This is a genomic window from Pseudomonas sp. IT-P74, from assembly GCF_949768175.1.
In the GTDB taxonomy this organism is placed as follows: domain Bacteria; phylum Pseudomonadota; class Gammaproteobacteria; order Pseudomonadales; family Pseudomonadaceae; genus Aquipseudomonas.
Window position 1 is genome coordinate 69,240 of the sequence record NZ_CATKQD010000014.1, and the last position, 13,844, is coordinate 83,083.

Below are 13,844 nucleotides of genomic sequence, written 5' to 3' on the forward strand. Positions count from 1 at the left end.
TTTGTAGCCATTTGTAGCAATTGCCTTCATTCCCTATCCGTTTACGGCTAGTCTGCGGACATCTGCAACGCCGCCACCCGCATTTCAAACAAGAGCCGGCTATGACTGATTTGTCTACATCCCCAGGTTCTGCAAACATTGCCGTCGCGACACTCGACGGGCGCTTCTTCCGCCCGCCGTTGCCCGACGGCCATGTGCTGCGTCCACGTTTGTGCGAGCGCCTGAGTGCCGGGCTCGGTGGCAGGTTGCTGCTGGTCAGCGCACCGGCAGGGTTTGGCAAGAGTTCGTTGGCGGTGGAATTCTGTCAGGGGTTGCCGGCGCACTGGCAAAGTCTCTGGCTGGGCTTGAGCCCGAGAGACAGTGACCCGGGGCGTTTTCTCGAACGCCTGCTGGAAGGCCTCCAGGACTATTTTCCGCACTTGGGCAGACAATCCCTCGGACTGTTGAAAATGCGCCAGCGCCATCAGCCGTTCGCGTTCGAAGAATGGCTCGACGGACTGCTTGACGAGTTGGCCGAGCACCTGTCCACCGCGACGCCATTGCTGCTGGTGCTGGATGATTACCATCTGGCCCAAGGGCCGGTGCTGGACCGTTGCCTGCAATTTTTCCTCAATCATCTTCCCGATGGCTTGCTGGTGATGGTCACCAGTCGCCAGCGCCCCGACTGGCATCTGGCACGGCTGCGGCTGTCGCGACAACTGCTTGAGTTGCATGAACAGGATCTGCGCTTGACTCACGACGAGGCCTTGAGCCTGCTCGACCGGCACAGCAGTTCCTTGCGCGGCGAGGCGCTGGAAAACCTGATCCAGCGCAGCGAAGGTTGGGTCGCGGGGTTGCGCTTCTGGCTGCTGGCCGCCTCGGAGGCGGGTACCGACGGCGCGCTGCCGCAATCGTTGCACGGCGGGGAAGGGCTGATCCGCGATTACCTGCTCGAAGAGGTCATCGATTGCCTGCCCGCCGAGGTCCAGTCGTTCCTCTATGACACGGCGCCCCAGGAACGCTTTTGCAGTGAACTGTGCGACGCCGTTCGCGATGCCCATGACAGCGGGGAGATCCTGCGCTTCCTGCTCGCCCACCAAGTGTTCCTGGTGCCGCTGGACGAACATGGCCACTGGTATCGTTACCACCACCTGTTTTCCGATCTGTTGCGCACGCGCCCGACCTCCCAGTCGATGGTGCCGGCCGCCAGCCTGCACCTGCGCGCCTGCCGCTGGTTCAATGCCCAGGGCCTGCTCGATGAGGCCGTGGAACAGGCCTTGCGTGCCGGTCACCTGGATGTCGCGGCGAACCTGGTGCAGAACCTTTCCGAAGAACAACTGCTGGCCGAGCAGAACGTCGGCATGTTGCTGCGCTGGAAAATGGACTTGCCTGACAGCTTGCTGATCAGCACGCCGCGACTGATTGTGTTGTATAGCTGGGCGCTGGGGATGGCTTGCCAACTGGATGCCGCCGAGGAGCTGGCCAGCCATTTGAGCCGCTTCCTGCCTGCTCCGTCGGCCACCGCCCAGAAGTCCATGCTGGCCCAATGGCTGGCGTTGAGCGGCATCATTGCCCGTGGGCGCGGCAACCGCGAACTGACGCTGCAGTACTGCGGCGAAGCATTGGAAAGTCTTCCGCCCAAGCGTTACGGCCAGCGCCTGATGTGCCTCTCGACCCTGTCCAACCTGGCCATTGCCGACGGTGATTTGTGGCGGGCACGAGGGCTTAACCGCGAATCGCTGGAGCTGGCACAACGGGTCGGCAACCCCTTGTTCGAAGCACTGGCGCACTACGATCGCGCCCGGGTGCTGCAAGCGCGCGGAGAAATCTGTCGGGCGCTGGAAGAGGTCCGTCAGGGAATGCAGCGTTTGCAGAGCTTGTCTGCGCAACGGCTGTATGCGGTTCGCGCCCGACTGACCTTGTACGAAGGCTTTTTGCTGGCCCTGCGCATGCAGCCGCAATTGGCGCGGGTGCGATTGCAGACCGGTTTGAGCGAGGCGCGCGCCTGTCGTGACATCAGCGTGCTGATCGGCCACTGCGTGATTGCCAGGCTGGAAGGCAGCAGCGGCGAGTTTGCCAAAGCCTTTGCCGAACTGGCCGAAGCCGAACGGCTGATGCACATCTGGGACGTGCCGCCGATCTACTACCTGGCCATGATCACCCTGGTCAAATGTGAGCTCTGGCTGGCCCAGGGGCGCACCGATCTGGCCGAAGCCTGGCTGGCGCGCTTGGGGCAGACCTATAACGGCGAAAACGGGGCCGCACCACCAGAGTTCCACCCGCAATTGCCGCTGCATATAGAATTGCAACAAGCCTTGCTCGACATCATCCAGGGCCAGCCGATGCTGGCCGAAGGGCGTTTGAATGCGCTGCTCGAACATGGCCAGCAAAGCGGTCGTCAGATGCTCAGTGTCATGGCGCTGACCCAGAAAGTGGCGTTGTTGTTGGGCAGCGGACGGGAACCGGAAGCACGCAAGGCGCTGGCCCAGGCGCTGGACGCCGCTGGCGGAGGGGTGCTGCAACCCTTCGAAGGTTTGTTGGCCGAGCACCCGGACTGGCTGCGAGGGCAGCTTCAAAACTGTCCGCCGACCCCCGTTTCCCTGAGCCTCAGTGAAAAACTGCCGGCATTGGCTGCCCGTCCCGGACTGGAGTCCTGCGCGGCGGCGGAACAGCTCAGCACGCGGGAAATGGCGGTCCTGCGATTGATCGCCCAGGGCTGTTCGAACCAGGAAATCAGCGATCAGCTGTTTATTTCCCTGCACACGGTCAAGACCCACGCCAGCCACATCAACAGCAAGCTCGGGGTCGAGCGGCGTACGCAGGCGGTGGCGCGGGCCAAGGAATTGGGGGTGTTGGGTTAAGGATTTTTCATGTTACCCATCGCGGTCATTGGCTCGCTGCCCAATTGTGCGAAAATCACTCGTCCCCGTTTCTCGAGCAGACCCCGATGTCCCAGCAACCCACCCTCATCCGCGAAACCTTCCCCGTCGGCCCTTTGCAGTGCAACTGCAATGTCACGTGACTGGCGATCACGTTGATTTATAAGGTGCTTGTATAAAAATATCTTTTATTTCAAATACTTGTGTTCTTGCAGTGATGTGCGTTTCTAAGCGTACTTTTGCAGTGTTTTGCTCTCGCAGTGTGCCAAAATTGTGCCCTCATAAATGTTGTGTCAGAGCCCTAGGCCTTTCTGAATCCTCTTCAAAAACCCTTCTGATGTGAACCCTCAAAACCAGTCACTGGCAGGGTGACCCGACTCGGGCACCTTCTAGCACTCTGTAGCAATGCCCTGCGGTGTGTGTCTGTGCGATGCGGTAATCAAGGTAAAAGTCTTTCCAAGTATTCACCTACGAGCGAAGTCGGTAACCCGAGAACCTGTGCGCATTCGAACCAACCAATGCGTGTCGAGGCCTGTACGGCCTAGCAAGGAGTCTTGAGGATGAAAGCGCTACTTACCGTTGATGATCTGTCTGATTGCATTCATAAATCGGTCACCAGCATTCGCAGCGACGTAACACGCAACCCGCTGTCCTTGCCGCCGATCTGTCGGCTACCTGGCACCAAGAGGCTTCTATGGCGCGCAGAAGACGTAGAGCGCTGGTTGGCAGATCACGTATCAGGTTTTGCTCTGACGACAGGGACAGCCACCGATGAGGCTGTTAAAGCCAAGCCGGGTCGACCTACAAAGGCGCAACAAATCAAAAAGCAGAAGATTCGTTCGTCTTCGTCAGGAAGCCAGAGCAGCACAGCATCTGTTGGTGTCTGATCATGAGTTATAGCTTCCCGGAGCCTCAAAACGCTAACGAAGCGCGTTTGCAAAAGGCTCAGGCCAGACGGCCATCAAGGGAAAGATCCTCGGAGCAGCTCCCGCTTTGGCCGGATTCCACGCGAGGAGTACCGAATGTTTGGCTCCGGTGCGCATTGTTTGCAGGTATTCAAGGCAAGGGGCGAAAGGCCTTGAGGCGCGAACTGCTTGCTACTGTCGATGGAGTCGAGATTCGCTTTTCTGGGTGGCAGCTTGACCAATCAGATTTAGACGTCTGGGAGACGGTCATTCATTTGGCACGCCATCATAGGATCGGCAACCGAGTTCAGTTCAGCGAAGTTCAAGTGCTAAAGACATTGAAGCGCTCTACAGGAACCAGCGATCGATTGTGGTTGAGATCAGCACTGGTCCGTCTCGCGGGGGCAACAATTGAAATGAAATATGGCAACCTCATGTTCTTTGGAGCATTGCTCAAAGGGGCTGGGGACGAGATGACCGGCTTGTACGTTATAGAGCTTGAGTCACGGCTTGAGGCGCTATACATGGCAGGCTGGACTCAAATCGAATGGGATGAGCGTGTACTCCTCAGACGCAAACCACTTGCTCTGTGGCTCCATGGTTGGTTTTGTAGCCATGCCGAACCTTTCCCTCTTGGCATAGAAACAATTCAACGGCTGAGTGGGAGCGTGAACGCGCATCCGGCCAGTTTTAAACGTCAGCTGAGTAAAGCGCTTGATGAACTTGTTTTGATTGGGGCTCTCGTCTCATGGAGGTTGAGTGGTCACCGGGTATGTGTGATCCGCACACCAACACCAAGCCAGCAACGTCATTTGATTAAGAAAAAACGTAAGGGGGGGCGGTAAACACACCTACCGACCCCAGCCAATAAGGACGATTGTGTCCGCGTAAATCTATGCGGAGCCGATGGACATGCGTGCAGGCACTGAGACGGCGCTGGCAAGGTAGTCGCGGTGTTCGGAGCGGCGAAGCCGCATTGTGCTTATCTGTTCGCCAACCGCCGCGCCAGGACTAACGGTGCGATCAATTTGGTTGACACAAGTCTCACCTTGTATACGATGCAATCGAGCGCGAAACCAGTGGTCTTCAGCGGCAATGACTGGCGTAGGAACCCCGGCGATGGCTGAACATCGGCGTAGGGTGAGACCTCCACACCCCTGCTTGAGGGTGTGTATATGAATATCAAGCTTCAAATTCGAGGGCTACTGTGACCAGTAGCCCTTTTTCTTTGCCCTCAAAAAAGCGTGTAGCGCTTGTAGAGCAGCTCGCCATGACGATGCTTGTTGAGCGATTTGGCGTCGGTGGGCATGAGGTTTCAAAACATCTTTCCATCGATGACCAACGCTTACATCCGTCCGGCCAAGTCATCTAAGTGGCCGCCCATTTATCCATGCAAGGTGTGTTGGGCAGACGCTTACAAAAAACTGGGTAGGTGAGCCTGTGGATAAGTGCATTTTTGGACGTGGGATACGATGCACCAGGACATGGGATGCGATGCACTCGAAATGGGATACGGTGCACAGAATTGTGGGATACGATGCACGAAAGTATGGGATACGATGCACACTATCCACAGGGTGTAATCGGCTGTAGGCCTTGCGCAGCAAGGGATAGCGCAGCGTGGAGAAAATGCCCTAATCCTTTTTTAATCCTTATTTAATCAAAGAGACCTCACTGTCCCTCTTGTGTTAACAACTCTGAAGCTAAGTGGACCGTGCTGTTTTGTCAGCAGAATGGCCGGGACGCTGACACTTGAGTGATTCTGCGACGTCACCATCACGCATCGCTACTGACCCAGTCGAACTTCAGGTCATCCCATCGTTTGGAATTGGGATGGATCGCTAAAGGGTCGCTAGCATATTTTCTGGCAGCGTCGTCCGATGGTGGATACCTCAATCCGGCCTTCTCACAGTAATCGGGATATGATTGTAGTTTTATGGTTTCCATGCGAATTAGTTCTTTTTTTATGTCAAGGTATACTCCAAGTAGGAGAAGCCTGATTTTAATATCGCCATTGGATATGCATTGAAACAAGCTTCTATAAGCCCCTATTCCATCGGAATTTATTTTGAATAAGCTGATTGCATGAGTGTGTAACCTGTATAGGGCGACGGCTTCTATAAAACATCCGAATGGCAGGTCGTGAAAGTCTGTTTCCGTTGCGAGCATTATTTCGCCTTCAAATACCCTCAAGGCTTCGCAAATATCGTATTGGTTGTCGTGTTTGGAAAGTGCTTCATTCCATGACTTGTCATCCATGAAGTGAGCATTGGCATCTACCCTTGTTTTGCAGAGTTTCCAAAGCTGATCTGGTTCTCCCCATAGAGCTTCCCAAAGATTTGAAGGGCCGTTGTGATAGAGGTCTTGTGCGTCACTGAATAGTTCGTGTAGTAGGTCCAGCTGCTCATTCTGTAATGCTGTACGTCCTTTAAAGCTGCCTGCCCATCTATTGCTTTCGGCTGTATTGGCTCGGTTGTATAGTCCTTTTGTAATCATCTCTTGGTCGAACCACTTTGCGAAAGTGTCCGCAAATGGCATGCCAACGCGCAACGATAGCTCATTTAAGAGGGCCTTTGTTCTAAGGCGATTTCTGAAAAGTCGAGTTTCTTTATCGGAAGATGAGGTTTTTACGGTCATCAAGGTTAACTCCCAGGAAAATTTCTACCTGCAAATCTATACCAAACTGACGCAATCTGCATCTGTCCAAATCGCTTTCGATATTGTCTGGAGCTTGCTGCCGGTATATCGAAATTTATCCGTTCGATATACCGGAATCATATGAAGTCCATAATTGATTATCTGCAGGATAAATACGGCTCACTTATGACCGTTGAGCAGTTGGCGCAAGCTCTAAGCCGCAAACCATCTGGGCTTCGTGGCGTACTGCAGAAACCAACGGAGCCCTGGATGTTTGAATTGAATCGGGTCAAGCGGCGTATCGGGCGGCGTATTTACTTCCCTACGGATGCTGTAGCCGCATTGCTTAACGGCGAATTCGGTCACCAAGAAGCTGGTTCATGATTAATTCGATATGCCTGGAAAGACCAGTTAAAGGAAATTGGCTGTAATAGAACGTCAGCGCCGACCAGTGACCATAAAAAATGGGGCGAAAAGCAGATTAAGAATCTAGTTTCCCTAGGAGCGATCATGAAATCATTGTCACTGAGAATAGCCGAGCGCGTAACAGCTTCGACAGACGCGCCTATAGGGGACAAGAATCGCGCCGCATTCATCATGCTGAGAACCGAGATCCAAAGTGCTATTGATCACGGATGGTCGATTTTAAAAATATGGGAGGTACTACGAGATGATAATTCAATCAATTTTGGCTATCAGGCATTTCGGCGTTACGCCCACCAGCTTTGCTCCGAAACAGATGAGTGAGTGTCGCAATGGCTAATCAAGCGTTGCTAAACCGATCTCCTACCTTTCTTAAGTCGAACAACCGTTCTTAGCGCGGTCAAACCCTGTTCAGGTGCGTTTTTATCGCGAACAATATTAATTGTCCGCGATAAAACACCGCATTGATCGCCAGAAGAACACGCGATTGAACGCTAAAGGAACATCGAAGTGCAGGGCAAGACAGGTGAAGTTAGCTAACCGGCAAGCCGGTCAGCCAATTTCACTATCACTTATTCGCGCCTGCCGGCACTCAACGTGGACTTGCTCTGCGAGGCCATTCGCATCCGCGAAGTGAAGTGAAGTTCACCATGAACATAGGAGGAACCCGCTATGCAAACGAAGAAGCCTGGTATCGACACCAGAAAACATGGCAAGCACTTGCGAGTGCCCGTCCTACCTGGCGAGGAAGCTCTGATTAAAGAAAATGCAGCCCGCGCAAGCCTGACTGTCGCGGAATATCTGAGGCGCCTAAGTCTGGGGCATGTGATTAAGGGAACTATCGACTCTGAAAACGTGCTGAAGCTCGTAAAAATCAATGCTGACCAAGGACGCCTGGGAGGGCTTCTCAAGCTTTGGCTGACTGACGACCCCAAGCTGGCGTTAGCCAACATCGCTTGGACGCCAGCCGTTGTGAGGGCACTTCTGAAGCGCATAGAAGCCAACCAAGACGAAATGCTGCGACTGGTGCAGTCACTCAAATTTTAGCCGCTAAAAAACCAATCTTTCAGACACGTGCTTCCCTTTGGAGTTTCCATGAACAAAACCGAAGGTTTTATCGCAGGTTGCTTGCTGACCATCTCGATGACGCATTTACAGCAGGCGCTCGCCGGCATCCCGGTAGTCGACGGATTAAACGTTAGCCAGTCAACCATCAGTGCTATCCAAAACGTGGCTGCCGTCACTAAGCAAATCGAGCAGTACAAGACCCAATTGGAACAGTACGAAAACATGCTGCAGAACACCGCCGCTCCGGCAGCCTACATCTGGGATGAGGCTGATCGGACTATCTCTAAATTGCTGGCAGCTCAAGACACGCTCACCTACTACAAGAATCAGGCAGGCAGCCTCGAAAGCTACCTCTCCAAATACCAGGATGTTTCGCATTACTCAGCTTCTCCATGCTTTGGCGTCCAAGGCTGCACAAGCAAGGATCAGCAAGCCATTGCAAAGGCCCGAGCCGATGCCAGCACCGCTCGCAAACAGGCTAGCGACGCTCTGCTAAAAAACGTCGATAGCCAACAAGACACCCTGCAAGCAGACGCCGATAACTTAGCGGCAATGCAGCATCAGGCCGTTACGGCCAACGGTCAGATGCAGGCGATCCAATCGGCTAATCAATTAGCCAGCGCGCAAGCCAACCAGCTCCTTCAAATCCGAAGCCTGCTCGTCGCACAGCAAAATTCGGTGGCGACCGACGCCCAGATCAACGGTGACAGAGACTCCCAACAGCTCTCTGCGGATCACCACGCACTGGCCGGACAAAACAGCCCAAGCGCCGAAAAGTCTTGGTAAGGAGGAATGCATGCTCCGACGTTTTTCTGTCTGCGTAGCACTGTCACTCGCCCTCACGGGCGGTTGTGATACGTCAAACAACTCGAAGGTGCTGACTTGCAATGACGATCCCACAGGTCGCCCGAAACACGACCAGGAGCAAATACGGGACGCATGCGCGCTGGACCACCACAACACCCCTAGCAACGATAAAAAATGGTGATGCCATGAGAAAGCTCATTTCAATTCATCTGCTAATCGCCACGCTTTGCATCGCGCAAAGCGTTCAAGCCGCAGGCCTGGACAGCGGCAACATGCTCAACAAAATACTCGAGAGCTTTTCCACAATAGCCATCACCTGGCAATCCAAGATACTGAGTGCAGCCAACTGGCTGTTCTGGAGTCTGGCACTCGTAAGCATGGTTTGGACTTACGGGCTGATGCTTTTGCGTAACGCAGGTCTTCAAGACTTCTTTGCAGAAACGATCAGATTTTTTGGGACACTGGGATTTTTCTGGTGGCTCCTGATAAACGGCCCGGCTATTTCCCTATCGATCATCGACACCATGCGCAAGATCAGCGCTGACGCGTCAGGCCTGGGCAATGGTCTATCCCCATCCGGTATCGTTGATATCGGCTTCAACATACTCACAAAAGTAGGCGAGTCTGCCTCGTTACTGTCCCCAGTCCTCTCTGCCGTTATGCTCGTTGCCGCAATCGTGGTGTTGGTGGTCCTAGCCCTCATTGCCGTCAACATGCTGCTACTACTCGTCTCAGCATGGCTTCTCGCATATGCCGGCGTTTTCTTGTTGGGATTCGGCGGTAGCCGCTGGACGTCAGACATTGCGATCAGCTTCTACAAAGCAGTACTCGGTATAGGGATCCAGCTCTTCACCATGATCCTGCTAATCGGTATCGGAAAGTCCTTCATCGACCATTATTACAAGGCCTTCCAAGAAGGGACGCCGGATTTGAACAGCCTGTGCGTGCTCCTTGTGGCGTCCGTAGTGCTGCTCACTATGGTTAACAAATTGCCTCCGATGCTAGCTGGCCTCGTCAGCTCTGGCGGGCAGTCAGCAGGAATTGGCAGCTTCGGTGCCGGCGCAGCGATTGGTGCTGCGACCATGGCAGCATCTGCGGCAGCTTCAGCAGGAAGCGCGGCATTGGTTGGAGCCAGCGAGGTAGCGGGAGGCACTTCGGCACTAACTGCCGCCTTCAAAGCAGCTCAGGCCAATATGGAAAGCGCCTCTATCGATACCGGTAGCAATGTCGGCGATTCAGGTAGTGGCCAGCACACAGTGAGTGGCCTAGGGCAATCTGCTTTTTGGCAAACAATGGGGTCACCCAACAGCGGACAGGAATCAGGTTATGCCTCGCGAGTGGCGAACGCTGGAAGACTGGCGGCTAATGCAAGTTCGCTTATCGCTGAACATGTGGGTCAAGATATGAGCAGCCAGGCTAGTGCTGCGATAGCAGGCACGGCGGGGGGCAGGTTAGCGGCAGCGATTGATGAAAGTAGCAAGACGTCGCATGCTGACGACAACCCTGTGTTCGAAGGCAATAACTTGAGCACGCGTTCCGATGAGATTTCGGATTTCGTTAACAAGAATCCAACCCAAGATTAGGCTCGACTGGTATCGCCACAATGAAACTGTTGCGGTCATCTCTCCATTTCGGCTCAGGAGCAGAAGCATGAAGCAACACCTCACGCCAACAAAACCGCAATTCATTGAAGAACAAAACGGTGTCACTGATTCGTTGCCAACCTTCGTCACGCGCACGACTCTGCAAGCTATTCTCCAAGCTAATGGAGTAAAAACGCTGCCGGAGCTTGAAACTTGCTCTGTCTCCTTATCACATCTTAAGCAGGTGCCTCCTGGGACACCTGCGACTGAGTAGCTACCTCCGGCATGAGTCCGGGTAGCCATTTACTGCCGTCGGTCCCGCTCTTAATACACGCATAGCTGCCATTGGTGGCAAGGCTCAAAACGGTCCTAGCTTTTAGGCGCCGTTATTTCAGTAGTCCTTGATTGTCGAGCCATCCTTATTTTTCCTGGCCACTTTGGGTATACGCATTTGAGCTACGTCATAGCACCTAGCTCATTTGGTAAAGCAAGCATTTAAACGAGCCGGCTCACAGAGATACACCCAATTGAACCAACTTGACGACAATCTACGTTTTCGCCTAACGGCGCCTGCGACCGCGAGCATGGAGTTTATGCGTCAGTACCCGGCAGACCGGCTAAGCGTTGGTCAAATTCAGGACTGATAACACACGAAACGCGGACACAAAAAAACCGCCATGACTGGACCATGGCGGTTTCATACGTGGTTACATCATTGACCCCAGCGATCCTGCCACAGCTGATAAGCACGATGTACGCACACAGCAGCTGTAAGCAGGTGCCGAAGAATACGAACGAAATCGTCCATATGCCAGTACCTGTAAAAGGGTCCTGCTCTACAGCGGCACCGACCGGAACGCGCACGCTGAAGGGAGTGTCTGACGCTCCCAACGAGCTGGATAGGGGGGATAAATCGGCCTCTAGACATCGGTCAGGGTTCCTACACCCGTTCTGCCCGAGGGCCTGCTTTTGAATCTGGAGCTACTGTAATATGGAATTCTGCAGGTTCAAACTCAATTCATCTCTAATTCCTATGAAACTTGATGCACTAAGTTGTGGATGAGGTCGCAAACCCTTGTGGCATAAGGCCTGTAGCGCAGTAGAAATTCGCAAATATCCCGACGAATAGAATTACTTAACTACCCATTTTTAATGGGTCTTTACCGGGGGTTTTGCGGGGCCAATTCGACGCTCAATTCGGCTACTGTTCGACCGATGGTGTGCATTGTTGGGTAATTTTAGTGGCACCATAATTAACGACGCTTTACTATCGGCCTGTCTGACGCTCTCAACGAGTATCTAAAAAGGGTCTAAGCCTTTTTTAGAAAGAAAAACCGCCTTCCTACGGGCGGTTTTTTTTCGTCCGTCGTTTTTCGCAAACACAAAAACATCTTTTTCAAATGCTCGGTACCAGGCCCGGGCTGGGGAATCTCGACTCGATTAGGCGGCAGCGGCGCGCGCTGGGTGCCGGTGCGCTCACGGCGGGAGAAGGTGCGCACCTGGGCGAGTTTGACGGCGGTGGGCTGGTTTGCCGATGGTATCGGGCTGCGCGGTTTTATCGTGGAGCTGTGACCGGTCACGGGCCTGAATTGCAGGCAAAAAAAAGCCGCCTTAAGGAGGGGCGGCTTTTTCGTGGCAAGTCCGGTAAGGGGCGGGCTTGCGTACTCACAGGGAGCATTCACGTACCGACAGGGTACAAGGTGGCACTACTGGTGGCAATAATTAACGATTGACGGTTTCGTGGCGTGCGCAAAACACAAGATGTAGTAAGAAAAGTCCTTTTTTGATGGTTTTTTGTGCAAAAAGCCAAATTGACCAAAAATACGAAAAAAAATCTTCTCCCGGCAAAGCCCCATAAATCCTCGCTCCGACCGGTAGATGCGCCACCATGTCCGGCCTGTGCGCCGTTTCGCCCCACCACGGCCGGAAAAAAATCGTTACCATGATGCCAGTACCGCGTGTGTCCCGGCCAGCATGGCCCGACGCGCGCTGACTACCTCCTGACACGGCCTTAAGGAAGCCGTGCGGATGACTCAGGAAGTGTCCATCAGCTTCGCCACCTCACAGGGAGCATTCACGTGATCCCGAAGGCACACGAATCCGGGGAGTGTGCTGGAGGTTGGCCCAACCATAAGGGCCAAAACATGCGGAAATTGCTGAAGCATGTGTGGGACGTTTTGCTGGTTTGTGTACGTGTCCATCACGTTTACGAACTGTGGCAAGATCGCTTCAAGGACCTGTAAAAAGGTCGGCAAGAGGAACCGCTTGAGCTTCGGCTTGAGCGGTTTTTTTTCGTCCATAAAAAGCCTCGCCGTTTCGGGTTGAGCAGGGGCGCGTCACGCGCGAACGCCGGGCACAAAAAAACCGCCTTGGAAGGGCGGTTGATTTGTGCGCGGCGAATTGGAGGTTCGGCGCGCGGTTCGCTGAAAGCGTCGACGGATTGATCATAAATGAGCATTCGCGCATTGCGCAATGAAAATGCGCGCACTCTGCGGGCAGTTATCGCGCCAGTTAGCGAGTTAACTCGGTATCGGTTCGGCGCGCGAAATCAACCAACGCCAAGGCGAATCTTGTTGAAACGGCGGCGAAACGGCGCGCAACCCCCCGTAATTACAGGCGCTTATGCGCGATCGTGCAAATGTCTAGAACGTCACGGTCATGGCGCGTCAAGGGCTTTCAGCGGTTCCAAAGGTTTATTTCAAAAAAACGACAAAGTGCTTTTTTTTGGCATGCGATTTGGGGTATTACGTAACCCAAGGGCGATGTTTGCCCCGGGCCCCTCCGCATCCACGTCTGGAAAACGTGCCGGAATTGGAAAGGCCGATTAATCCCTGGCTCGCTGAAAGCGTCGACACCTTTCAGTCACCGTCGTTCTGCCCGGTAAGGGCGGCGGTTGTCAGGCTTCTTTGAGGAAGCCGCCTATGCGTCTTTTCAAATTCGTTCGCCGTTTGTGGCAAGGCTTCTGTGCGCTTGTGCGTATGGTCCAGGCCTATCGCGCTTTCGCTTGGTTGCGCGATCACCACGACATGTTTTAACCCGAACACAAACCCGCTTCGGTGGGTTTTTTCTGCCCTCAAAAAAGTCCCGTCGATGCGGGGCTTGCTGGGGTGCCGGGCGGTTACACACTGTAGTTGGGGACGATAGAGAATTCGGAAAAAATCGTACGCTAAGCATTCGGCCTCTCAGGTTGGGACTATAGAGACTGACGCCAAAGCGTCAGATCTGGCACTTGTCCTGTCCCTTGCATTGCACTTGATCCCGCTCTTTCGCCAAAGCCCTTGTTCGTCCTGGTCATCGAGGCAATATCACTTCTTAGGCTTGCACGTGATATTGCCGGTGGTGCCTGAGCATTCAAGCTGAACGCTATCGCCTTTCTCTCTGTAGTTAGTAAGGACAATCACTTTGGACGGAGCCTCGCGTGGGGCAAAGGTGGAGCTTGCGCTAGAGGCGGTACTAACGTTTTGACCGGCCTTTTCAGGCGCAGGTAAGAGATAAACGATCAGCATAAAAGCTGCGGCGCCACTGATTAGGGTCACTATTTTGTTTTTAGCCCCCTCCACTAT

Annotated in this window: 11 protein-coding genes and 1 pseudogene; 10 read left to right on the top strand and 2 right to left on the bottom strand. The window is 53.9% G+C overall.

Going from position 1 to position 13,844, the window contains the following annotated elements; genetic code table 11:
* Positions 1-101 precede the first annotated feature (101 nt).
* The 4 genes and pseudogenes from ACM6J5_RS12705 to trfA all read left to right on the top strand — a co-directional run bounded on the left by ACM6J5_RS12705 (position 102) and on the right by trfA (position 4,608).
* A complete protein-coding gene (locus ACM6J5_RS12705) occupies positions 102-2,840 on the top strand; it encodes a LuxR C-terminal-related transcriptional regulator (protein WP_414928615.1) in 2,739 nt (912 codons plus the stop codon).
* Positions 2,841-2,926: 86 nt separating this feature from the next.
* A pseudogene (locus tag ACM6J5_RS12710) lies at positions 2,927-2,995 on the top strand (MBL fold metallo-hydrolase); the annotation flags it as partial.
* Positions 2,996-3,418: 423 nt separating this feature from the next.
* Positions 3,419-3,745: a DNA-binding protein gene (locus ACM6J5_RS12715; RefSeq protein WP_414928616.1), complete on the top strand. Its 327-nt coding sequence runs from the start codon at positions 3,419-3,421 to the stop codon at positions 3,743-3,745.
* Between the two features lie 2 nt (positions 3,746-3,747).
* Positions 3,748-4,608 carry a plasmid replication initiator TrfA gene (gene trfA / locus ACM6J5_RS12720; protein ID WP_414928617.1) on the top strand — a complete coding sequence of 287 codons (861 nt, stop codon included), beginning with the start codon at positions 3,748-3,750 and terminating at the stop codon, positions 4,606-4,608.
* Positions 4,609-5,539: 931 nt separating this feature from the next.
* Here trfA and ACM6J5_RS12725 read toward each other — a convergent pair.
* Positions 5,540-6,400: a hypothetical protein gene (locus tag ACM6J5_RS12725; RefSeq protein ID WP_414928618.1), complete on the bottom strand. Its 861-nt coding sequence runs from the start codon at positions 6,398-6,400 to the stop codon at positions 5,540-5,542.
* Between the two features lie 141 nt (positions 6,401-6,541).
* On the opposite strand from ACM6J5_RS12725, the gene ACM6J5_RS12730 reads away from it, so the two are divergent.
* The 6 genes from ACM6J5_RS12730 to ACM6J5_RS12755 all read left to right on the top strand — a co-directional run bounded on the left by ACM6J5_RS12730 (position 6,542) and on the right by ACM6J5_RS12755 (position 10,555).
* Complete coding sequence (locus ACM6J5_RS12730) at positions 6,542-6,784, top strand: hypothetical protein (RefSeq protein WP_414928619.1); 243 nt, start codon at positions 6,542-6,544, stop codon at positions 6,782-6,784.
* A 126-nt stretch (positions 6,785-6,910) separates the two neighbouring features.
* Positions 6,911-7,147: a TraK family protein gene (locus ACM6J5_RS12735; protein ID WP_414928620.1), complete on the top strand. Its 237-nt coding sequence runs from the start codon at positions 6,911-6,913 to the stop codon at positions 7,145-7,147.
* 348 nt (positions 7,148-7,495) lie between these two features.
* Positions 7,496-7,870: a conjugal transfer transcriptional regulator TraJ gene (traJ, locus tag ACM6J5_RS12740; RefSeq protein WP_414928621.1), complete on the top strand. Its 375-nt coding sequence runs from the start codon at positions 7,496-7,498 to the stop codon at positions 7,868-7,870.
* A gap of 48 nt (positions 7,871-7,918) precedes the next feature.
* Positions 7,919-8,677: a P-type conjugative transfer protein TrbJ gene (gene trbJ, locus ACM6J5_RS12745; RefSeq protein ID WP_414928622.1), complete on the top strand. Its 759-nt coding sequence runs from the start codon at positions 7,919-7,921 to the stop codon at positions 8,675-8,677.
* A 101-nt stretch (positions 8,678-8,778) separates the two neighbouring features.
* A complete protein-coding gene (gene trbL, locus ACM6J5_RS12750; RefSeq protein ID WP_414928623.1) occupies positions 8,779-10,281 on the top strand; it encodes a P-type conjugative transfer protein TrbL in 1,503 nt (500 codons plus the stop codon).
* 67 nt (positions 10,282-10,348) lie between these two features.
* Positions 10,349-10,555, top strand: coding sequence for a hypothetical protein (locus tag ACM6J5_RS12755; RefSeq protein ID WP_414928624.1), 207 nt, complete (start codon positions 10,349-10,351; stop codon positions 10,553-10,555).
* A 3,031-nt stretch (positions 10,556-13,586) separates the two neighbouring features.
* Here the strand turns inward: ACM6J5_RS12755 and ACM6J5_RS12760 are convergent.
* A partial coding sequence (locus ACM6J5_RS12760; RefSeq protein WP_414928625.1) for a hypothetical protein occupies positions 13,587-13,844 on the bottom strand: 258 nt, incomplete at its 5' end.